Raw genomic sequence first — 20,173 nt, 5'->3', positions numbered from 1 at the left:
TCAGAACGCCGGGACGATCCGGACGTCGTCGGCCTTGACGAAGGCGATCCGGTGCCCGAACTGGATCTGGACGTACTTGAGCTTGCCCTTCACCACCACGTGGCCGGCCGGGTCGAAGGTGGTCGCCCAGTAGTACTCGGAGCCGACCGTCCCGCCCGAGGAGTACTTCTGGCCCGCGGAAAGCGTGTACGGCAGCGGCGTGATGGCCTGCACGGTGACGCCGGCCGGGTACGCCTCCGGCTCGGGGTAGGCGCGGCCGTACACCGGCACGGTCGCGAGGCCGGGCTTCGGCGTCACGACCCAGCCGATCGCGGGCTTCGCGACCCGGGCGTTGCGCGGGTTGTGGAACCAGCCCTTCTGGCCGAGGTACCAGATCGCCGTCCAGTCACCGCGGACCTCGGCGACGGCGTACCGCTGCCCGGTCGCGACCCGGCTGCCGACGTCGGAGACGTCCATGGTCGACGGCGTCCCCTTCGGGTGCAGGCCGACGTCGACCAGCAGCGGCGAGGACTCACTCGGCTCCGAGTGCAGCACGACGGCCTCCGAGCCGCGCGGGGTGCACGGCGTCCCGGGGCTGTCGCACCCGGTGAACGCGGGCTGGTTCTTCGCGAAGTCCGGGTCGATGGTGACCAGCGACGAGCCGGGCAGGCCGAACCCGCCGAGCGGCGCGCCCAGCAGGTCGAAGTAGTGCGACCAGTCCCAGTAGGGGCCCGGGTCCCAGTGCATGCCCGCGATCGTCGACGGGACCGTGCCCGGCACGTTGTCGTGCCCGATGATGTGTGCGCGGTCGAGCGGGATGCCGTACTTGCGCGCGAGGTAGCCGACGAGCTTCGCGCTCGCGCGGTACATGGCCTCGGTGTACCAGGTGCCCTTCGCGGCGAAGCCCTCGTGCTCGATGCCGATGGACTTCGCGTTGACGTACCAGTTCCCGGCGTGCCAGGCGACGTCCTTGGTCGGCACGTGCTGGGCGATCAGGCCGTCGGCCGACCGGATGGTGTAGTGCCAGCTGACGTACGTCGGGTCCCGGACGAGGTCGAGGACGTTGGCCCAGTAGCCCTCGGTGTCGTGGATGACGATGTGGTCGATCTTCTGGCTCTCGGGCCGGTTCGCGAGGTCGTGGTTGCCGTAGTCGTCCTTCGGCAGCTCCTGGTACGGCGCCGGGACGGACTCGCAGGTGACCCGGCGCGGGCACTCGACGCCGGCCGGCGTCCGGTCGGCGTGCTGCGGGACGACGACGTCGGGCGTCGGGGCCAGCGTGACCTGCTGGCCGTCGTCCGTGGTCCGGGTGGTGCCGGCCTTGATCGTGTCGAAGACCTCGTCGGCGAAGGTCTGCGCCGCGGCTTGGTCCGTGGAGCCGCTGTAGCGCGCGACGGCGGTGTACCAGTTGCCGTCGGTATTGTACTTCGCGAGGAGGGCCGCGCCGCCGCGGATGTTCTGGGCGGGGTTCGTGCGCAGCGTTTGTGCGTCGGTTCGGAGCAGCCGCGCGGCCTCGTCGACGGTCTGCAGCGTGGGCGGCGGGGCAGCGGGCCCGGCCTGCGGGCGCACGGCCGGGCGGGCGTCGTCGCCTCGGGCGTCTTCGGTGCCCTCGTCGTGGTGCGTGCCGGCGACGCCGGCCGCGCGGAGGTCGGTGAGGTGCATGGGGCCGTAGCCGGCCGAGGTGCTGGGCGTCCCGGCGTTGGTGTCCCACCGCGACTCGAGGTAGGAGACGCCGAGGAGGACGTTCTCCGGGACGTTGAACTCCTTCGCGGCGGCGGCGAAGTCGCGTTGGCGTTGGCCGGCGGGATCGGCGTGCGCCGGAGCCGCGGCCAGGCCGGCGAGGAGGGCGACGGCGGCCGCGACGGCCGCGGTTCTCGGGACGGGGTGGGACATGGGCATGAACCCCCAGGGTGCAGGTGCCAGAGGTGAGAACTTAACCAGAAACTCACCCCGGGAGGTAAGAGGCCGCGGGTGCGTCACGCGCCGATCGTGGGTGGCGCGGTGGGTCTTTCGTCGGAGAAACGTGCTGGGCCGCGGCGACCGCGTGGTCGGTGCCCGGGCGGGCGGCGGGTCCCGCGTCACCGATGCCGGTCCCAACGGGGGTGGGAATCGGGAGGTTCCTGCGGACGGGTCGGGTCACCCGCCCGCACGAGGGGGCGGGGCGGGTCGGTTCGGCCCGCGCATAACCGCCGGTCAGGTGGTCGGCGGGGGCTATCGTGCCCGTCGGGTGGACCCTCCTTGCGGAGCTGGCACTCACGTGGCTAGAGTGCTAAATGCACGGCCCGACAGCCCCGGCACCCGCGACGGCGGGGGTGGTAGAGCCGTAACCACATCCTGCCAACGCTTTCGACGACCGTGGAGGTCAACCCGGTGAGCGTGAACATCAAGCCGCTCGAGGACAAGATCGTCGTCCAGACGAGCGAGGCCGAGGAGACGACCGCTTCCGGCCTCGTCATCCCCGACACCGCCAAGGAGAAGCCCCAGGAGGGCAAGGTTCTGGCCGTGGGCCCGGGCCGGATCGACGACAAGGGCAACCGCGTCCCGCTCGACGTGAACGTCGGCGACGTCGTCATCTACTCCAAGTACGGCGGCACCGAGGTCAAGTACAACGGTGAGGACTACCTGATCCTGTCCGCCCGCGACGTGCTGGCCGTCATCAACTGACGTCCGCTCGCAGCGCATGACGCCCCGGGCCCCGCAGAACACCGGGGAGCGGGGCGTTTTTGCGTCCAGAGAAAGGTAAGCGGAACACGCTATGCCCAAGCAGATCAACTTCGACGAGGACGCTCGTCGCGCGCTGGAGCGCGGGGTGAACAAGCTCGCCGACGCGGTCAAGGTCACCCTCGGCCCGCGCGGCCGGCACGTCGTGCTCGACAAGAAGTTCGGCGGCCCGACCATCACCCTCGACGGCGTGACCGTCGCCCGTGAGGTCGAGCTCGACGACCCGTTCGAGAACCTCGGCGCGCAGCTCGCCAAGAGCGTCGCCACCAAGACCAACGACGTCGCCGGCGACGGCACCACCACCGCGACCGTGCTCGCGCAGTCGCTGGTGAAGGTCGGCCTGCGCAACGTCGCGGCCGGCGCCAACCCGACCTCGATCGGCCGCGGCATCGAGGCCGCCGCGGAGAAGGTCATCGAGGTCCTCAAGGCCAAGGCCACCCCGGTCAAGGGCCGCGAGAACATCGCCCAGGTCGGCACCGTGACCTCCCGCGACGCCAACATCGGCGCCCTGCTCGGCGAAGCCGTCGAGAAGGTCGGCGAGGACGGCGTCATCACCATCGAGGAGTCGTCGACCCTGGCGACCGAGCTGGTGATCACCGAGGGCGTCCAGTTCGACAAGGGCTTCCTCTCGGCGCACTTCGCGACCAACCCGGAGGAGCAGAAGGCGATCCTCGAGGACGCCTACGTCCTGCTGCACCGCGAGAAGATCTCGGCGCTGGCCGACCTGCTGCCGGTGCTGGAGAAGGTCGTCGAGGCCAAGAAGCCGCTGCTGATCATCGCCGAGGACGTCGACGGCGAGGCGCTGTCCACCCTCGTGGTGAACTCGCTGCGCAAGACGATCACCGCCGTCGCGGTCAAGGCGCCGTTCTTCGGCGACCGCCGCAAGGCGTTCCTGGACGACCTCGCGGTCGTCACCGGCGGCGAGGTGATCTCCGCGGAGATCGGCCGCAAGCTGTCCGACGTCGACCTCGGCGCGCTGGGCAAGGCCCGCCGCATCGTCGTCACCAAGGACGACACCACGATCGTCGACGGCGCCGGCTCCAAGGACGCCATCGCGGGGCGGGTCGCGCAGATCCGCAAGGAGATCGAGACGACCGACTCCGACTGGGACCGCGAGAAGCTGCAGGAGCGGCTCGCGAAGCTCGGCGGCGGCGTCGCGGTCATCAAGGTCGGCGCGGCCACCGAGACCGAGCTGAACGAGCGCAAGCACCGCATCGAGGACGCCGTGGCTTCGACCAAGGCGGCCGTCGAGGAGGGCATCCTGCCCGGCGGCGGTTCGGCGCTGGTCCACGCGGTCAAGGAGCTCGAGGGCGGCCTGGGCCTCTCCGGTGACGAAGCCACCGGCGTGCGGATCGTCAAGGACGCGCTGGTCGCGCCGCTGTTCTGGATCGCGACCAACGCGGGCCACGAGGGTGCGGTCATCGTCAACAAGGTGCAGGAGCAGGGCTGGGGCCAGGGCTTCAACGCCGCCACCGGCGAGCTCACCGACCTGCTGGCCGCCGGCATCGTCGACCCGGTCAAGGTGACCCGGTCCGCGGTGGCGAACGCCGCCTCGATCGCGCGTCTCGTGCTGACGACGGAGTCGTCGGTCGTCGAGAAGCCGGCCGAGGAAGAGCCCGCCGCGGCGGGCCACGGCCACTCGCACTGATTTTCCGGCGAAGCGGGGCGGCACTCCCTCCGGAGTGCCGCCCCGCTTTCGTGCTTCGAAGGGCACGGAGGGCGGCACCCCACCCGGTGCCGCCCTCCGATGTCTGTGGCGCGCTCAGCCGCCGGACATGCTGAGCGCGCGTTTGTCCGATTTGATGATGTGCTCCCGTTCGGACTCCGAGAGCCCGCCCCAGATGCCGTACGGCTCGTGCACCGCCAGCGCGTGGCTGCGGCACATCTCCAAGACCGGGCAGCTCAGGCAGACGGCTTTCGCTCTGGCCTCCCGCCGTGCCCGCGCCGGGCCGCGCTCGCCGTCCGGGTGAAAGAAGGACGCGCTGTCCATCCCCCGGCACGACCCCTCGAGCTGCCAGTCCCACATGTCGGCGTTGGGTCCTGGGAGCCTGCGCGTGTCTGCCATCCTGACCGCCTCCGTCATCCGGTCGATGCCGCTAGCTGCTCTGCTGTGGTGCCAATACTCCATTCGGTGCAACGGCGGTAACGTTAGAAGCGCGCCAATAGTTGTTCAAGCGATCCGGCCCGATTCAGCCGTTAGGCATCCCCCGGATGTGTGAGCAGGGCTTTCGCCTCCGGTTGCCGACCGCGCTGGGTGCCTGGATATTGAGGCTCGTGGGAGCTGGGTCGGGCACCGAAGAACCCACCCTGCCGGTGGCCTCGGTCGCCCGCCGGCTCGGGGTCGCGCCGTCCACCCTCCGAACCTGGGACCGCCGCTACGGGCTGGGGCCCAGCCGGCACACCGACGGCCGCCACCGCCGCTACGGCACCTCCGACATCGGCCGCCTCGAACTGATGCAGCGAGCGCTGCTGAGCGGCGCGTCCACGGCCGAGGCGGCGCGCTACGCCCTCGAGCAGATCCCCCGCTCCGGACCCCCGCAGCCGGAGGAGCCCGGCGAACTGCCGGGGTCTTCGGTCGAGGACGACGGTCACGAGGTCCGCTCCCGCCTCGCGCGGAGGCTGAGCACGGCGGCGCTGGCCATGGACGTCGGCGCGGTCCAGCGGATGCTCGCGGACACCATCGCCGAGCTCGGCGTCCTCCCGGCGTGGACCGGCGTGATCGAGCCGGTGCTGTCGGCGCTCGGGGCGCGCTGGCGCGGCGCGAGCGCGGGGGCGGAGGTGGAGTACCTGCTCGCGGAGTGCGTGTTCGCGGCCCTGGTCCGCGCGACCCCGGTGCTCGACGAGCCCCGCAACACCCGCCCGGTCCTCCTCGGCTGCGTCCCGGACGAGCGCGACTCGATGCCGATGTACGCGCTGGCGGCGTCTCTGGCGGGGCGGCGGATCGGCGCGCAGCTGTTCGGGGTCCCGCTGCCGGCCGAGGTGCTGGCGGTGGCGGTCCGCCGCAGCGCGCCGGCCGCGGTGGTGCTGTGGGCCCACGGCCGCGGGGTGGCGGACGCACGCCTGTTCGCCCGGGTTTCGCGGGGCCGTCAGCGGAGCCGGTTGTTCGCGTGCGGCCCGGGCTGGGACCCGGCGGGCCTGCCGGACAAGGTGGAGCTGCTGACGGACCTCCCGAGCGCGGCGGACCGCATCGAGCACGTGCTGGTCGGCGGGCGCCGGTGAGTTTTGTCGGTGGGAACCGCTAGAAAGGACGGGTGCACGAACCCGCCCTGAGGGCCGCCGCGTTCGGGAGCGACCCGCTGCCCGACCCCGCGATCGTGCGCGGGTCCGCAAGCCCGCGAGAGCAATTGCTGGCGGCCATCGTCCTCGGAGCCCAGGGAAGGTACGCGGCGGCGGCGACGCTCCTCGGCGAGCTGAGGCGAGAGGGTGACCCGGTGCTGGCATCGCTCGCCGCCAGCACCCTCGCATCGCACCGCCGCCAGCTGGGCGGCCACCGCCTGGCCCGCACCCTCGACGGCGAGGCTTTGGCCAAGGTGGCCCACCTGGAGACCAAGCCCGACCCCGCCGGCCGTGCGCTCGGCCGCGATCTCGAGGGCTCGGACGCGACGGCCGCCGCCCGCCGCCCCGGGAGCTGGGCCGCCTTCGGCGCAAAGGCGGCAGCCCGCGGTCCGGAAGCCGCCATCAGCCGCGACCCCGGTGCCTCGGATGCGGAGGCCGCAGCCCTTCGTCTCGGCGCCGCAACCGGCCGCGACCCCGACGGCTCGAACGCGGAGGCCGCCGCCCACCGCCCCGAAGCCGCCACCGGCCGCGAAGGCGAGACCGCCCCCGGCGCAAAACCCACCCCCCGCCGTCCCGAAGCCGCGACAAGCTCCGACCCCGACGGCCTCGACGCCGCCGGCGCCAAAGCCGATGCCCTCCTCGGCCTGGCCGCCGACAACCTCGCCCTCGGCCGCCTCACCGCCGCCCGCCGGCTCGCCGAGCTCGCCGCCGCCGAAGACACCAGGTGGCGGGCCACCGTCCGCGGCGGCTGGGTGGGCGCCGAAATCGCACTCGCCGCAGGTCAGGGCGCCGATGCTGTCCCGCACGCCCGGCGCGCTTTCGAAACCGCGCAAGCCCGCGGCGCGCGGCGGCACGTCGTGAAATCCGGGATTGTGCTGGCCGTCGCCCTGAGCGCGGCCGGCGCTCCCGATCACCGGAAGATTTCGGACGACCTTGTCGGAAATGCAATGGCGACGGCGGAGGAATGCGAACTCCTTTCACTTTCGTGGCCGGCGGCGCTCGTCGCGGCCGACCTGCGCCCAGGACACGCCGAGGAGTATCGATTCAGAGTGGCGCAGGTGTTGCACGCAGTGTTACGAAGCGCAGATCCTTGCGGGAGGAGGGTTGCGGGGGAATCACCATGGGTCCCCGTCCCGGGTGGTTGAGCCGTCGGAATGGGGTGTTCCGGCATCCGGGCTAAGAAACTTCAAAAAAAGCCACCGGATCGTGTCAAGGTTCGGGCTAAAGCGTCCGATAGGGGAAGAGGAATGTCACCCGGCTGCAGGAAGGAAACCCCGTGACGACGGTCTTGATCTGCGACGACCGACGCAGTGTCCGTGAAGGGCTCACCCGAGTGATGTCCGCGGTCCCTGGGGTCAGTCGCATCGACTGCGTAGCGCACGGTGACGAGCTGCTGGCCCGGTACTCCCGTCAGCCCGTCGACGTCGTGCTGGTCGGGACGCAACGCGCGGTCCCGACGGGTGTCGAAGCCACCCGGCGGCTCGTCTCGGCCAACCCCCAGGCGAACGTCATCGTCTTCGGCGCCCCGGACGACGCGGGCAGCATCGCCGCCGCGATCGCCGGCGGTGCCCGCGGCTACCTCCGCTGGGACGCGTCCCGGCCGGAGCTGGTCGCCGCGCTGGCCCACACCCTGGCGAGCACCTCGGTGCCCGCGCCCCGTCAGCCGTCCGACCCGGGCGTCCAGCTGACCGAGCGCGAGCTTCAGGTGCTCCGCGGGATGAGCCAGGGCAAGAGCAACGGCCAGATCGGCCGCGAGCTCTACCTGTCCGAGGACACGGTCAAAACGCACGCCCGGCGGCTGTTCCGCAAGCTCGGCGTGCGCGACCGCGCGCAGGCCGTCGCCCACGGCTTCCGCCGCGGCCTGGTCAGCTGACCTGCCGCTCTCCCCGTTCCTGACACGGCCGGTTCACAGGTGACGACGGGCCAGGGCGCACCGCCCTGGCCCGCACCTATGTGGTCCCCATCACGCTCCGGCGCTCGATCCGGCGGATTCCCGCCCCGCCACTCCGCCCCTCCGGCGGATCTCGTACCCGCAGGCCCGTTCGCTCGTTGAATCGGCGACCTCGACCGCGGGTTCGCAGGACGACCCGTACTTTCGCTGCTCCGGCAGCCGCGGCGCGCCCGGGCACACCGCGCGCGCCGGTCCGGAGCGAGCCGACGGTACGGTAGCGGTCACCGGTGCGCGGTGGAGGCGACCACGGGCCGGGTTCTTTGCCCACCTACACGTAACACTGGGACTGTTGTCTGCGATGGCCAATGTGGGGGATGGACTGGATGAGCCGGTCGCCGCTGCTGTCGAGGGAGATCCCCAGGCAGTGGAGCGGCTGCTGGCTGCTATCCGTCCACTGGTAGTGCGGTATTGCCGCGCCCGGGTTGGCAGGCAGGAGCGATCGTTCGCTTCGGCGGACGACGTTGCGCAGGAGGTGTGTCTCGCGGTGCTAACGGCATTGCCCTCGTACCGCGATCAAGGCCGCCCTTTTCTGGCCTTCGTCTACGGGATCGCCCAGCACAAGGTGGCCGACGCGCACCGCGCGGCGGCGCGGAACCGGGCCGAGCCGGTGGCCGAGATCCCCGACGAGGTCGAGGGCGGGGTCGGCCCCGAGCAGCGGGCGCTGCAAGGTGAGCTGAACGAGCGGATGTCCCAGTTGTTGCAGGTGCTGCCGGACAAGCAGCGGGAGATCGTGGTGTTGCGCGTGGTCGTCGGCCTGTCGGCGGAGGAGACCGCGGACGCGGTCGGCTCCACGCCCGGCGCCGTCCGCGTCGCCCAGCACCGCGCCCTCGCGCGGCTGAGAAAGGTCCTGGCCGCGGAGGAGGTGATCTGAGTGACCGGTCACGAGAAGAGATTCGAGCCGGACGACGTCTTCGGCAGTGGCCTGACGGCGTCGGAGGCGGAGTTCGCCGCCGACCTGTCGGCCGTCCAGGCCGACGACGCGCTGCTCGACGCGCTCGGCGGGTCCGACCCGGCACTGGCCGACGGTCTCGGCGACCAGGAGCTCAACGCGTTGCTGGTGGCGTGGCGAAGAGACATCGACAGCGAGCCGCTGGCCGAGCTGGTCGACGTCGACACCGCCGTGCGCACCGTCAGTACTGCCGCTCTCGCGAAGCGGCACGCTTCGAGCGGACGCCGCCGCAGGCTGCTCGTCCCGGTCGCCGTCGCCGCCGCCGTGCTGGCGATCGCGTTCACCGGCACCGGGCTGGCCGCGCGCTCCGCACAACCCGGCGACACGCTGTGGGGCCTCGCGAAGGTCCTGTACGCCGATCACACCCGTTCCGTCGAGGCGGCCGCGACTGCGAAGCTCGACCTCGAAAAGGCCAACCTCGCCATCGCCGGTGGCAACCTCGACGCCGCCCGCCAGGCCCTCCAGGACGCCCAGGCCGCCCTGTCGCAGGTCACCGACGAGGAGAACCGCGACCAGCTGATGGAGCAGCACCGGCAGCTCGCCGCTCAGCTGACGAACCCGGACGCGCCGGTCCAGGGCCCGATCCAGACGTCCCTGCCGTCGGCCACGCCAGGCGCACCGACGAGCCAGGCCCCGCCGGCCGGCTCGGCCTCGTCCCTCCCCGGCAGCGGCAGCGGAACCACGAGCCTGCCGGGCAGCGCAACCCCGACGCCGACCCCGCCACCGCCGACCACGACCCCGCCGCCGACAACGACTCCGCCGCCGCCGACCACCACCGGCGCCACCGGCAACGAGCCGGGCACGCCGCGCAGCGAGTCCGCGGGCGGCCAGTCGCAGGGCGTCGGCGAGACGCCGTAACAGCAGCCCAACCCGGCAGCGGTCAGTGACACCACGACCGCTGCCGGTCAGCACGCCCTGGCCGCAGCGCAAGGCGCCGAGCTGCGAGCCCGCCGCCGACCCCGCCAGCGTGGCGAGTCCGCGGGCGGGCCACGCTCAGCGCGAGCCCGGCGCCGACCGCGGCTCCCACTCCGCCGACCAGCACCGGCGCGACCGGCAACGGGCCGGGTTCGCCGCGCGGCGAGCGCCGCCCCCGCCCGCGCGGCGAGCGCCGCCCCCCGCCCGCGCGGCGTGCCCGCGTCGGGCAGCGGGAAGCGCAGCCCCGCCGCCGAGCTGCGAGTCCGCCGCCGACCATGACCGCTGCCGAGCAGCGCGCCCCGGCCGCGCCCGCGGGCGGGCAGCGCAACGAGCGGCCCCCGCTCGCGCGGCGGCCAGAGGCCGCAGCAAAAAGCCCTGGTGAGGAACCTCACCAGGGCTTTCCCGCAGCCAGCCGAAGGACCGCTCAGTACGCGCTTTCGTTGGCCGTCACGCCGTCCGCGAACCCGCGGCAGTAGTCCCAGCTCACGTAGTCGCCCGGGTTCGGGTCGTAGGCCGGCTCGTGGGGGCGCATCCGGCCGTCCGCCAGCAGCTGCTCGAGGCTGGCTCGGAGCAGGTGCCAGTCGTGGTAGTGGGGTTCGTCGCACTCGCCGCAGTCGACCACGATCCCGCGGACCCCGCGGGGTTCGAGGAGGGCCTGGTACACGGCCAGATCCGAGAGATCGGCCAGCAGTTCGGTGCGTTCGGAGTCGCTGATCGGCTCGTCCAGCCGGTCCTCGGGGTCTCCGAATGCGCGGGCCGGGTCGTCCGGGTCGTCCGCGAACGGGTCTGGAGGCAGGACATCGTGCGCCACGGCCTGCACGGTACCGGGCCGCCCACCGCCCGGGGCGGGCGGGGAGCGGCGGATATCATGAGGGGAAGGCTCCGAGTCGCCACAGCGACACGCTCATCCCGCGCCAGGAAGGCCCTTCACCCGCTATGACCAGCGACGGCACCACCGCCCCCGTTCCGGCCAAGTTCGCCATGCTCGGCCTGACCTTCGACGACGTGCTGCTGCTGCCGGCCGAATCCGACGTCGTCCCCAGCACCGTCGACACGAGCTCCCGGCTGACCCGGAACATCACCCTCGGCGTGCCGCTGGTGTCCGCGGCGATGGACACCGTCACCGAGGCGCGGATGGCCATCGCCATGGCCCGCCAGGGCGGCATCGGCGTCCTCCAGCGCAACCTGCCGATCGACGAGCAGGCCGCCGCGGTCGAGGTCGTCAAGCGGTCCGAGGCCGGCATGGTCACCGACCCGGTCACCTGCGCGCCGGACGCGACGCTGGCCGAGGTCGACGCCCTGTGCGCCAAGTTCCGCATCTCCGGCGTGCCGGTGACCGACGCGGCCGGCACGCTGGTGGGCATCATCACCAACCGCGACATGCGGTTCGAGGTCGACCACAGCCGCCCGGTGTCCGAGGTCATGACGAAGGCGCCGCTGGTCACCGCCCAGGTCGGGGTGTCGGCGGACGCCGCGCTCGGCCTGCTGCGCCGGCACAAGATCGAGAAGCTGCCGATCGTCGACGGCGCGGGCAAGCTCCGCGGCCTGATCACGGTCAAGGACTTCGTGAAGACCGAGCAGTACCCGAAGGCGACCAAGGACCCGGACGGCCGGCTCATCGTCGGCGCCGCGGTCGGCGTGGGGGTAGACGGCCACAAGCGCGCGATGACGCTGGCCGAGGCCGGCGTCGACGTGCTGATGGTCGACACCGCGCACGGGCACTCCCGCGCGGTCGTCGACACGGTTTCGCTGCTGAAGAAGGAGCTGGGCGAGTCGGTCGACATCGTCGGCGGCAACGTCGCCACCCGCGCGGGCGCGCAGGCGCTGGTCGACGCGGGCGCGGACGGCATCAAGGTCGGCGTCGGCCCGGGCTCCATCTGCACCACCCGGATCGTGGCCGGCGTCGGCGTGCCGCAGATCTCGGCGATCTACGAGGCCGACCAGGCCGCGCGCCCGGCGGGCATCCCGGTGATCGGCGACGGCGGCATCCAGTACTCCGGCGACATCGCGAAGGCCATCGCGGCCGGCGCGTCCACGGTCATGCTGGGCAGCCTGCTCGCCGGCACCGCCGAGTCCCCGGGCGACCTGATCCTGGTCAACGGCAAGCAGTTCAAGGTCTACCGCGGCATGGGCTCGCTCGGCGCGATGCAGTCCCGCGGCCAGGGCAAGTCCTACTCGAAGGACCGCTACGCCCAGGACGACGTGCTCAACGAAGACAAGCTGGTTCCCGAGGGCATCGAGGGCCGGATCCCGTTCCGCGGCCCGCTGGCCAACGTCGTGCACCAACTGGTCGGCGGCCTGCGCGCCGGCATGGGGTACGCGGGGGCCGAGACGATCGCGCAGCTGCAAGAAGCGCAGCTGGTCCGGATCACCGCGGCCGGGCTCAAGGAAAGCCACCCGCACGACATCACGATGACCGTCGAGGCCCCGAACTACACGACCCGCTGAGTCACGGCCGGCAGCGCGGCCCGCACTCGGAACCGATCCGAAGTGCGGGCTTCTCGCTGTGTCACCGTGACCTAGCGTGCTTACCGTAATCGGCCTATCGCCTGGCGTGGTCGCCGTGGTGTGCACTAGGACGCATGACGGCCGGCCGGTTCACCCGCGTGCTGCGCAAGGTGTTCTTCACGGCCGTCGCCCTGGTGTCCCTCTTCCTGGGCGGCGTGGTGTGCCTGATGTGCCAGGCCCTGGCCGGCCGGGACGCGCCGACCTACCGCGTCGAAGGGCACGTGGTGTCCCACACGCGCGGCGCGCTCCCCGTCGGCGGGTACGCGGACGCGGAGAGCCACACCGTCGAGGTCGACGCCGCGGGCGGCCGGCACTACCGCGTCACGGCGGTGGATTCCGGCCTCGACCTGCCGGCCGGCCAGCCGGTGACGCTCGACGTGTCCACCGCGGACGGCAGCATCGCCTACCTGCGCGCGGGCGGCGGCGTGGTCGACCTGCGGTCCGGCGTGGTCCGGCCGGTCCTGTTGATCGTCGCCAGCCTGCTGGCCCTGGGCGCGGTGTACTTCGGCGCGGTCCGGCTCAACGTCTACCCGCCGGTGGCCACCTGGCTGGCCCTCGCGCTGGGGGCGCTGCTGGCGCCGATCGCGGTGTTCGTCCGGGTGTGAGCGTGTCCGGAAAATTCCTGCTGGCGGCCGCGCTGTGCCTGGAGATCTCCGAAGTCGGGCGGGCGGTGCGCGCGATCGAGGTCCGGCGGCACCGCGTGCCGGCCGACACCGAAGACCTCCGGATCTTCTTCGCCGCGCTGTTCGGGGCCGGGCTGCTGGGCGGTGTTCTGGTCTTCGTGTCCGGCAGCGGCCGTCCCGTGGTCGCGGCGGTGCTCGCGGCGGCGGCCGTGGTGGTGGGCGTCCTGCTGGTGGTCCCGCTGTTCTAACCCCCGTGCGCAGGTCACCCACGCGGCCTAGCGACAATGGGGCACGGCAGATTGTCGTCGTCGGAGGAGGCTTCACGTGCGGGACCTGGTCGAGATCGGGATGGGCCGCACCGCGCGGCGGGCGTATGACCTCGACGACGTCGAGATCGTGCCGTCGCGGCGGACCCGGTCGTCTTCGGTGGTGTCCACCTCCTGGCAGATCGACGCCTACCGCTTCGACCTGCCGCTCGTCACGCACCCGACGGACGCGATCGTCTCGCCCGGCACCGCGGTCGCCGTCGGCGAGCTCGGCGGGCTGGGCGTGCTCAACGCCGAAGGGCTCTGGGCGCGGCACGCGAACGTCGAGGACGCCATCTTCCAGCTCGTCCGCGCGGCCGAGGACCTCGAAGACCCGACCGCCGTCGGCCGCGTGCTGCAGGAGCTGCACGCCGCGCCGATCCGGCTCGACCTGCTGACCGAGGCGATCAAGACGGTCCGCGAGTCCGGTGTCACGGTGGCCGCGCGCGTCAGCCCGCAGCACGCCGCCGAGCTGACCCCGGACCTGATCGCGGCCGGCGTCGAAATCCTCGTCGTCCAGGGCACGATCATCTCCGCCGAGCACGTCCAGCGCGACGCCGAGCCGCTCAACCTCAAGGAGTTCATCGGCCGCCTCGACGTGCCGGTGATCGCCGGCGGCGTCAGCGACTACCGCACGGCGATGCACCTCATGCGCACCGGCGCGGCCGGTGTCATCGTCGGCCACGGCTACACGCCGGGCGTGACGAGCACCGACCGCGTCCTCGGCATCGGCGTCCCGATGGCCACCGCGATCATCGACGCCGCGGCCGCCCGCCGCGACTACCTCGACGAGACCGGCGGCCGGTACGTGCACGTGCTCGCCGACGGCGGCATGACGGTGTCGGGCGACATCGCCAAGGCCATCGCGTGCGGCGCGGACGCCGTCATGCTCGGCTCCCCGCTGGCCGCCGCCTCGGACGCGCCCGGTCAGGGCCTGTACTGGACGGCGGCCGCGGCGCACCCGTCCCTGCCGCGCTCGCGCGTGGCGGCCGGCCCCGACTACGCCGTCGACCTCAAGACCCTGCTGTTCGGGCCCTCATCGGACGCGGAAGGTGTGGTGAACCTGTTCGGGGCGCTGCGCCGCGCGATGGCGAAGACGGGTTACTCGGACCTCAAGGAGTTCCAGCGGGTGGGCCTCACCGTCCGGCGGTGAGGTGGCCGAGGAACGCGGCGAAAGCCGCCGCGGAGTAGACGAGGACCGGCCGGGGCGCCGCTTGCTTGGTGTCCCGGACCCCGACGACGCCGGGACCGGTGCCGATCTCGACGCAGGCGTTCTCTTCGAAGTGGCTGTGGCTCGACTTGCGCCAACCGGTGAGCGTTCGTGGGCTCATCGTGGTGTCTCCCGCCCTTGTGCCCCGACCGGCGGTGATTCGCCGACGTGGACATCGACCATTGTTGAGATTACCCACTGTTGTCGTCAGACAACCATAACCGGCGAGTAACTTACCTCTGGTCAGAACGCGGAGCCGGAGTTACGCTCCAGGTGTGACTGCCAGTAACACCACCACCAGTGCGGGTGGCCCCGACTACGACGTCGTCGTGGTGGGGTCGGGGTTCGGCGGCAGCGTCGCGGCGCTGCGGCTCACGGAGAAGGGCTACCGGGTGGCCGTCGTCGAGGCGGGCCGCCGGTTCGCCGACGACGAGTTCGCGAAGACGTCGTGGGACCTCAAGCGCTACCTGTGGGCGCCGCAGGTCGGCTGCTACGGCATCCAGCGCATCCACATGCTCAACGACGTGATGGTGCTGGCGGGCGCCGGTGTCGGCGGCGGGTCGCTGGTCTACGCGAACACGCTGTACCGGCCGCTCAAGCCGTTCTACCGCGACCGGCAGTGGGCGCACATCACCGACTGGGAATCCGAGCTCGCGCCGCACTACGACCAGGCGAGCCGCATGCTCGGCGTCGTCACGAACCCGACCATCACACCGTCGGACGTCGTGATGCGCGAGGTCGCGAAGGACATGGGCGTCGCCGATTCGTTCCACGCGACGCCGGTGGGTGTCTACTTCGGAAAGCCGGGCGAGAAGGCGGCGGACCCGTACTTCGGCGGCGCCGGCCCCGAGCGCGTCGGCTGCACCGAGTGCGGCTCGTGCATGACGGGCTGCCGCGTCGGGGCGAAGAACACGCTGGTCAAGAACTACCTCTACCTGGCCGAGCAGGACGGCGCCCATGTCATCCCGCTGACCACGGTGACGTCGGTGAAGCCGATCGACGGCGGGTACGAGGTGTCGTTGAAGAAGACCGGAACGACCTCGAAGCGGTTCCGGACGACGATCACGGCCGAGAAGGTCGTCTTCGCCGCGGGGACCTGGGGCACGCAGAACCTGCTGCACAAGATGAAGGACACGGGCACGCTGCCGCGGCTGTCGCGCCGGCTCGGCGAGCTGACCCGCACGAACTCCGAGGCGATCATCGGCGCGGCCCGCACCGACGTCGACGAGAGCCGGAACTTCAGCCGCGGCGTCGCGATCACGTCGTCGATCCACCCGGACGACAACACCCACATCGAGCCGGTTCGGTACGGCAAGGGCAGCAACGCGATGAGCCTGCTGCAGACGATCGCGACGGACGGCGCCTCGCCGGTGCCGCGCTGGCGGCAGGCCGTCACGTTCATGGCGAAGCACCCGATCCAGGCGGCGAAGCTGCTCAACGGCTACCGCTGGAGCGAGCGCACGGTGATCCTGCTGGTGATGCAGAGCCTGGACAACTCGATCACGACGTACACCCGCCGCGGCCTGTTCGGGCGGCGCAAGTACACGTCCAAGCAGGGCCACGGAGAGCCGAACCCGAGCTTCATCCCGGCGGGCCACGAAGCCAACGAGCGCACGGCCGAGCACATCGGCGGCATCGCGGGCGGCACGTGGGGCGAGATCTTCGACATCCCGCTGACGGCCCACTTCATCGGCGGCGTCCCGATCGGAGCGTCGGCCGACGAGGGCGTGATCGACCCGTACCACCGGGTGTTCGGCTACCCGGGCCTGTCGGTGGTCGACGGCGCGGCGATCACGGCCAACCTGGGCGTGAACCCGTCGCTGACGATCACGGCCCAGGCGGAGCGCGCGTTCTCGTTCTGGCCGAACAAGGGCGAGGAGGACCTGCGGCCGGCCCAGGACGCGCCTTACGCGCGGCTGGAGCCGATCGCGCCGAAGAACCCGGCCGTCCCGGCGGACGCACCCGCCGCTCTGCGCCGGTCCTAGACTCGGGGCCGTGACGGCATCCGAGAAGGCACACGCCCTGCTCGACGGGGTCAGGAAGCTCGACGACGAGTGGGCGCGGGCCATCGGTGGCCTCGGCGAGCCCGAGCTGCGCGCCCCCAGCGCGTTGCCCGGCTGGTCGCGGGCCCACGTCCTCGCGCACGTCGCCCGCAACGCCGATGGTCTGCAGAACCTCCTGACCTGGGCGAACACCGGCGTCGAGACCCCGATGTACGCCAGCCCGGAAGCCCGCGAGCGGGACATCGAAACCAGTGCCCAGCACGGGGCCGCCGACCTGCTCGCCGACTTCGTCGCCTCCGCCGGGCGCTTCGAGCAGTACGCCGCCGCCATGCCGGATGACGCCTGGGCGCGCGAAGCCCGCAACCGGCAGGGGTTGCCCGTCACCGGGGCCGTTGTGGCGCGGATGCGGCTGTCCGAATTGGCCATCCACCTCGCCGACCTCGACCGCGGATACGACCTGGACCGGGTGCTCGGGCTGCTCGGGCCGCTCACCGAGGACGTCGTCCAGCACGCCATCGCCTCCCGCGGTGCCCACCTGCCCTCGCTCCGCCTGGTCGCCGACGGGTTCGAATGGACGATGGGCGCCGCCCCGAAGGCGACCGTACGCGGGTCGGCCGGGGCGCTGCTGGCCTGGCTCAGCGGGCGCTCCGACGGCGCCGGCCTCGAAGGGGACGTGCCGCGGATTCCCGCCTGGGCGTGATCGGTCCGCTCCGTCCGGTGAACGCCTTGCGCCCGCTCTACACTGGGCGTTCCCGGCACCGAGGAGTCCGCTGTGGACAGTGAGCACGACCAGGGGCGGCCCGGCGTCCCCCGGAGGGCGTTCCTGCGCATCGCGGGCGTTTCGGCCGCCGGTGCCGTCGCCGCCGCGTGTGGGCCGGAGCAGCCCGCGGCCCCGGTCGCGTCGACCGCTCCGGCGCCCCCGCCGACCGCCCCGTCCGCCAGCGGCCTGCCCACCGGGCCGCCGAACTGGGACGACCTGCGCACCAAGCTGACCGGCAGCCTGCTGCGCCCGGGCACCGACGGCTACGACACCGCCAAGCACGGCTTCAACCAGCTCTTCGACGGCAACAACCCGGTCGCCGTCGCGACCGTGGCCACCGCCGAGGACGTCCAGGCCTGCGTCCGGGCGACCGCCGGGCGCGTCACCATCGCCGCGCGCAGCGGCGGCCACAGCTACGCCGGCTACTCCGTGCCCCAGAGCGGGCTGGTCATCGACGTGGCCGCGCTGAACAAGGTCGACGTCCAGGGCGGCAAGGCGGTGATCGGCGCCGGCGCGAAGCTGAAGGACGTCTACGCCGGGCTGGCGCGGGCCGGGCGCGTGCTGCCCGCCGGGACCTGCCCGACGGTCGGGATCGCCGGGCTGACCCTCGGCGGCGGCATCGGCGTGCTCACCCGCAAGTACGGCCTGACCTGCGACCACCTGAGTTCCGCGCAGGTCGTCACGGCCGACGGCCGGCTGCTCACCGCTTCCGCGGGCTCCGAGCCGGACCTGTTCTGGGCCCTGCGCGGCGGGGGCGGCGGCAACTTCGGCGTCGTCACCGAGTTCACCTTCGACACCGACCCGGTGCCGCCGGAGCTGACCGTGTTCTCGCTGCGCTTCCCGGCCGGGTCGGGCGCCGGCGTGCTCGCCGCGTGGCAGCAGTGGATCGCCGCGATGCCGCCGGAGCTCTGGGCGAACCTGGTGCTCTCGGGCGGCTCGCCGGTGCAGTGCCGCGTCGGCGGCTGCTACGTCGGGGACGCCGCCGGGCTGAACACGCTGCTCAACAACCTGACCACGAACGCGGGCGCCCGGCCGGCGCAGCGCGTGGTGAAGACCCTGGACTACCTCGGTGCCATGAAGTACTTCGAGGGCAGTTCGAACCGCCAGTCGTTCGTCGCGTCCTCGCGGATCATCACCACCCCGGTCGACGCCGCGAAGGTCGTCGCGGTCGCGGACGGCAAGCCGGGTATGGACCTGCTGATCGACAGTCTCGGCGGCGCGGTGGCCGGGCCGGCCAAGGACGCCACCGCGTTCTGGCACCGCGACGCGCTGGCCAGCGTGCAGGTCTACGCGAGCGCGACGGCGAAGACCCGGGCGAAGGTCACGCAGACGATCGGCGACGCCGTCGCCGGGCTCGCCGCGGCCGGCGCGGGCGGCGGGTACGTCAACTACATCGACCCGGCCCTGCCCGACTGGAAGACCGCCTACTACGGCGACAACGCCAAGCGGCTGCAGGACGTCGCGCACAAGTACGACCCCAACAACGTGTTCCGGTTCGGGCAGGGCGTGGTCAGCTAGAGGTCGATGCCGGTGAAGACGGTGACGCGCTCTTCGGTCAGGTCGTGCATCGCGGCGAGCACGCCTTCGCGGCCGACGCCGGAGCCCTTCACGCCGCCGTAGGGCATCTGGTCGGCGCGGTAGGACGGGACGTCGCCGATGATCACGCCGCCGACCTCCAGCTCGGCCGAGGCGTGGAAGGCCAGCTGGACGTCCGTGGTGAAGACGCCGGCCTGCAAGCCGTACGCCGATTCGTTGACCGAGCGGAAGGCCTCGTCCACACCGTCCACAATGGACACCGCGAGCACCGGTCCGAAGATCTCCTCGTTCCAGGCCTTGGTGTCCGGCGGGACGTCGGTGAGCAGCGTCGGGACGACGGTCGCGCCGTCGCGGGTGCCGCCGGTGAGCACCTTCGCGCCCGCCTCGACGGCTTCGTCGATCCACGCGACGATCCGTTCGGCGGCGGCCTCGTCGACGACCGGGCCGACGTCGGTGTTGCGGTCGTAGGGGTCGCCCGTGCGCTGCGACTCGACCGCTTCCACCAGCGCGGGCACGAACTCCTCGGCCACGGCGGCGTCCACGATCACTCGCTGCACCGCGATGCAGGACTGGCCGGCCTGGTAGTTGCCGAAGGTGGCGATCCGGTGCGCGGCGCCTTCGGGGTCGGGCCAGTCGCGCAGCACGACGGCCGCCGCGTTGCCGCCCAGCTCGAGCACGACGTGCTTGCGCGGCGCCGCGTCCTTGAGCGACCAGCCGACCGGGCCGGAGCCGGTGAACGACACGACCGGCAGCCGCGGGTCGGCGACGAGCGCCTGCGTCTCCTCGTTTCCCAGCGGCAGCACGGAGAACGCGCCCGCGGGCAGGTCCGTCTCGGCCAGGATCTCGCCGAGGACCAGCGCGGACAACGGCGTCCGCGGCGCGGGCTTGACGATGATCGGCGCGCCGATCGCCAGCGACGGCGCGACCTTGTGCGCGACCAGGTTGAGCGGGAAGTTGAACGGCGCGATGCCGAGCACCGGCCCGCGCGGGACGCGGCGGGTCAGCGCCAGCCGCGCCTCGCCCGCGGGGTCCGTGTCGAGGCGCTGGACATCGCCGGTGAAGCGGCGGGCCTCCTCGGCGGCGATCCGGAACACCGACACCGCGCGCTTGACCTCGGCTTCGGCCCACTTGAGCGGTTTGCCGTTTTCGGCGGTGATCACCTCGGCGATCTCCTCGGCACGCGCGGCGAGCCCGCGGGAGACGTGGTCGAGCGCTCCCGCCCGGACGTGCGCCGGCGTGCCACGGAGTTCGCGCGCGGCCGAGGCCGCGGCGGCCACCGCGCGTTCGACCTGGTCCGGCCCCGGCACGGCGACCGTGGCGACCTCGCTGCCGTCGTACGGGTGGTGCACGACGAGGGTGGTGGCGCCCGCTTCGGGACGGCCGGCGATCCAGGCGGGACGCGGCTCGGGGGTGATCATGTCCATGCGTACCAACGTAATG

19 protein-coding genes and 1 pseudogene are annotated in these 20,173 nt (G+C 72.3%); 15 read left to right on the top strand and 5 right to left on the bottom strand.

What is annotated here, in order from left to right; genetic code table 11:
- Window positions 1-1,869, bottom strand: coding sequence for an N-acetylmuramoyl-L-alanine amidase (locus H5965_RS02465; RefSeq protein WP_310967609.1), 1,869 nt, complete (start codon window positions 1,867-1,869; stop codon window positions 1-3).
- Between the two features lie 477 nt (window positions 1,870-2,346).
- Here H5965_RS02465 and groES point away from each other — a divergent pair, with 477 nt between their 5' ends.
- Together groES and groL are read left to right on the top strand one after the other, a co-directional pair.
- Window positions 2,347-2,640 (top strand): co-chaperone GroES, encoded by a 294-nt coding sequence (groES, locus tag H5965_RS02460; protein ID WP_004559922.1) that lies wholly within the window; start codon window positions 2,347-2,349, stop codon window positions 2,638-2,640.
- 91 nt (window positions 2,641-2,731) lie between these two features.
- Window positions 2,732-4,345: a chaperonin GroEL gene (groL, locus tag H5965_RS02455; RefSeq protein WP_310967607.1), complete on the top strand. Its 1,614-nt coding sequence runs from the start codon at window positions 2,732-2,734 to the stop codon at window positions 4,343-4,345.
- A 114-nt stretch (window positions 4,346-4,459) separates the two neighbouring features.
- Here the strand turns inward: groL and H5965_RS02450 are convergent, their stop codons facing one another.
- On the bottom strand, window positions 4,460-4,762 hold the full coding sequence (locus H5965_RS02450; protein WP_033261506.1) for a WhiB family transcriptional regulator: 303 nt from the start codon (window positions 4,760-4,762) through the stop codon (window positions 4,460-4,462).
- A gap of 248 nt (window positions 4,763-5,010) precedes the next feature.
- Between H5965_RS02450 and H5965_RS02445 the strand changes: the two genes are divergently transcribed.
- From H5965_RS02445 to H5965_RS02425, 6 genes and pseudogenes are all read left to right on the top strand, one after another.
- Window positions 5,011-5,916 carry a MerR family transcriptional regulator gene (locus H5965_RS02445; RefSeq protein ID WP_396136873.1) on the top strand — a complete coding sequence of 302 codons (906 nt, stop codon included), beginning with the start codon at window positions 5,011-5,013 and terminating at the stop codon, window positions 5,914-5,916.
- A 92-nt stretch (window positions 5,917-6,008) separates the two neighbouring features.
- Window positions 6,009-6,233: pseudogene (locus H5965_RS46105) on the top strand (hypothetical protein); the annotation flags it as partial.
- Window positions 6,228-7,118 (top strand): hypothetical protein, encoded by an 891-nt coding sequence (locus tag H5965_RS02440; protein WP_396136872.1) that lies wholly within the window; start codon window positions 6,228-6,230, stop codon window positions 7,116-7,118. The pseudogene H5965_RS46105 and the gene H5965_RS02440, both read left to right, overlap by 6 nt.
- A 131-nt stretch (window positions 7,119-7,249) precedes the next feature.
- The gene (locus tag H5965_RS02435) at window positions 7,250-7,846 is read left to right on the top strand and encodes a response regulator transcription factor (protein WP_003073605.1); all 597 of its coding nucleotides are present in this window, start codon (window positions 7,250-7,252) and stop codon (window positions 7,844-7,846) included.
- 376 nt (window positions 7,847-8,222) lie between these two features.
- On the top strand, window positions 8,223-8,795 hold the full coding sequence (locus H5965_RS02430; RefSeq protein WP_026468912.1) for a sigma-70 family RNA polymerase sigma factor: 573 nt from the start codon (window positions 8,223-8,225) through the stop codon (window positions 8,793-8,795).
- Window positions 8,796-9,731, top strand: a complete 936-nt coding sequence (locus H5965_RS02425; protein WP_310967586.1) for an anti-sigma-D factor RsdA — start codon at window positions 8,796-8,798, stop codon at window positions 9,729-9,731.
- Window positions 9,732-10,212: 481 nt separating this feature from the next.
- On the opposite strand, the gene H5965_RS02420 is transcribed toward H5965_RS02425, so the two are convergent.
- Entirely contained in the window at window positions 10,213-10,608 is a 396-nt protein-coding gene (locus tag H5965_RS02420) for a DUF5319 domain-containing protein (RefSeq protein ID WP_003073549.1), read from the bottom strand.
- Window positions 10,609-10,724: 116 nt separating this feature from the next.
- Between H5965_RS02420 and guaB the strand changes: the two genes are divergently transcribed.
- The 4 genes from guaB to H5965_RS02400 all read left to right on the top strand — a co-directional run bounded on the left by guaB (window position 10,725) and on the right by H5965_RS02400 (window position 14,377).
- On the top strand, window positions 10,725-12,236 hold the full coding sequence (gene guaB, locus H5965_RS02415; protein ID WP_310967583.1) for an IMP dehydrogenase: 1,512 nt from the start codon (window positions 10,725-10,727) through the stop codon (window positions 12,234-12,236).
- Between the two features lie 134 nt (window positions 12,237-12,370).
- Window positions 12,371-12,901 (top strand): hypothetical protein, encoded by a 531-nt coding sequence (locus tag H5965_RS02410; protein ID WP_310967581.1) that lies wholly within the window; start codon window positions 12,371-12,373, stop codon window positions 12,899-12,901.
- A gap of 2 nt (window positions 12,902-12,903) precedes the next feature.
- The gene (locus tag H5965_RS02405; RefSeq protein ID WP_310967580.1) at window positions 12,904-13,167 is read left to right on the top strand and encodes a hypothetical protein; all 264 of its coding nucleotides are present in this window, start codon (window positions 12,904-12,906) and stop codon (window positions 13,165-13,167) included.
- Between the two features lie 76 nt (window positions 13,168-13,243).
- Window positions 13,244-14,377, top strand: a complete 1,134-nt coding sequence (locus H5965_RS02400; RefSeq protein ID WP_013222686.1) for a GuaB3 family IMP dehydrogenase-related protein — start codon at window positions 13,244-13,246, stop codon at window positions 14,375-14,377.
- Here the strand turns inward: H5965_RS02400 and H5965_RS02395 are convergent.
- The gene (locus tag H5965_RS02395; protein WP_310967573.1) at window positions 14,361-14,555 is read right to left on the bottom strand and encodes a DUF397 domain-containing protein; all 195 of its coding nucleotides are present in this window, start codon (window positions 14,553-14,555) and stop codon (window positions 14,361-14,363) included. The two genes, H5965_RS02400 and H5965_RS02395, sit on opposite strands and share 17 nt — an antisense overlap.
- Window positions 14,556-14,709: 154 nt before the next feature.
- Between H5965_RS02395 and H5965_RS02390 the strand changes: the two genes are divergently transcribed.
- From H5965_RS02390 to H5965_RS02380, 3 genes are all read left to right on the top strand, one after another.
- Entirely contained in the window at window positions 14,710-16,419 is a 1,710-nt protein-coding gene (locus tag H5965_RS02390; RefSeq protein ID WP_310967572.1) for a GMC family oxidoreductase, read from the top strand.
- Window positions 16,420-16,429: 10 nt separating this feature from the next.
- Window positions 16,430-17,137, top strand: coding sequence for a maleylpyruvate isomerase N-terminal domain-containing protein (locus H5965_RS02385; RefSeq protein ID WP_310967571.1), 708 nt, complete (start codon window positions 16,430-16,432; stop codon window positions 17,135-17,137).
- A gap of 72 nt (window positions 17,138-17,209) precedes the next feature.
- Window positions 17,210-18,715: an FAD-dependent oxidoreductase gene (locus H5965_RS02380; protein ID WP_310967569.1), complete on the top strand. Its 1,506-nt coding sequence runs from the start codon at window positions 17,210-17,212 to the stop codon at window positions 18,713-18,715.
- On the opposite strand, the gene H5965_RS02375 is transcribed toward H5965_RS02380, so the two are convergent.
- On the bottom strand, window positions 18,712-20,157 hold the full coding sequence (locus H5965_RS02375) for an aldehyde dehydrogenase family protein (RefSeq protein ID WP_310967568.1): 1,446 nt from the start codon (window positions 20,155-20,157) through the stop codon (window positions 18,712-18,714). The two genes, H5965_RS02380 and H5965_RS02375, sit on opposite strands and share 4 nt — an antisense overlap.
- Between the last annotated feature and the right edge of the window lie 16 nt (window positions 20,158-20,173).

This window comes from Amycolatopsis sp. 505, from assembly GCF_031625235.1.
Taxonomy (GTDB): Bacteria; Actinomycetota; Actinomycetes; order Mycobacteriales; family Pseudonocardiaceae; genus Amycolatopsis.
Note: the sequence above shows the minus strand (reverse complement) of the source record. Positions and strands in the feature narration are given on the sequence as shown.

Coding starts and splice junctions, on each gene's coding strand:
- H5965_RS02465 (WP_310967609.1), bottom strand. CDS start 1,869: ATGTCCCACCCCGTCCCGAGAACCGCGGCCGTCGCGGCCGCCGTCGCC.
- groL (WP_310967607.1), top strand. CDS start 2,732: ATGCCCAAGCAGATCAACTTCGACGAGGACGCTCGTCGCGCGCTGGAG.
- H5965_RS02450 (WP_033261506.1), bottom strand. CDS start 4,762: ATGGCAGACACGCGCAGGCTCCCAGGACCCAACGCCGACATGTGGGAC.
- H5965_RS02430 (WP_026468912.1), top strand. CDS start 8,223: ATGGCCAATGTGGGGGATGGACTGGATGAGCCGGTCGCCGCTGCTGTC.
- guaB (WP_310967583.1), top strand. CDS start 10,725: ATGACCAGCGACGGCACCACCGCCCCCGTTCCGGCCAAGTTCGCCATG.
- H5965_RS02410 (WP_310967581.1), top strand. CDS start 12,371: ATGACGGCCGGCCGGTTCACCCGCGTGCTGCGCAAGGTGTTCTTCACG.
- H5965_RS02395 (WP_310967573.1), bottom strand. CDS start 14,555: ATGAGCCCACGAACGCTCACCGGTTGGCGCAAGTCGAGCCACAGCCAC.
- H5965_RS02375 (WP_310967568.1), bottom strand. CDS start 20,157: ATGGACATGATCACCCCCGAGCCGCGTCCCGCCTGGATCGCCGGCCGT.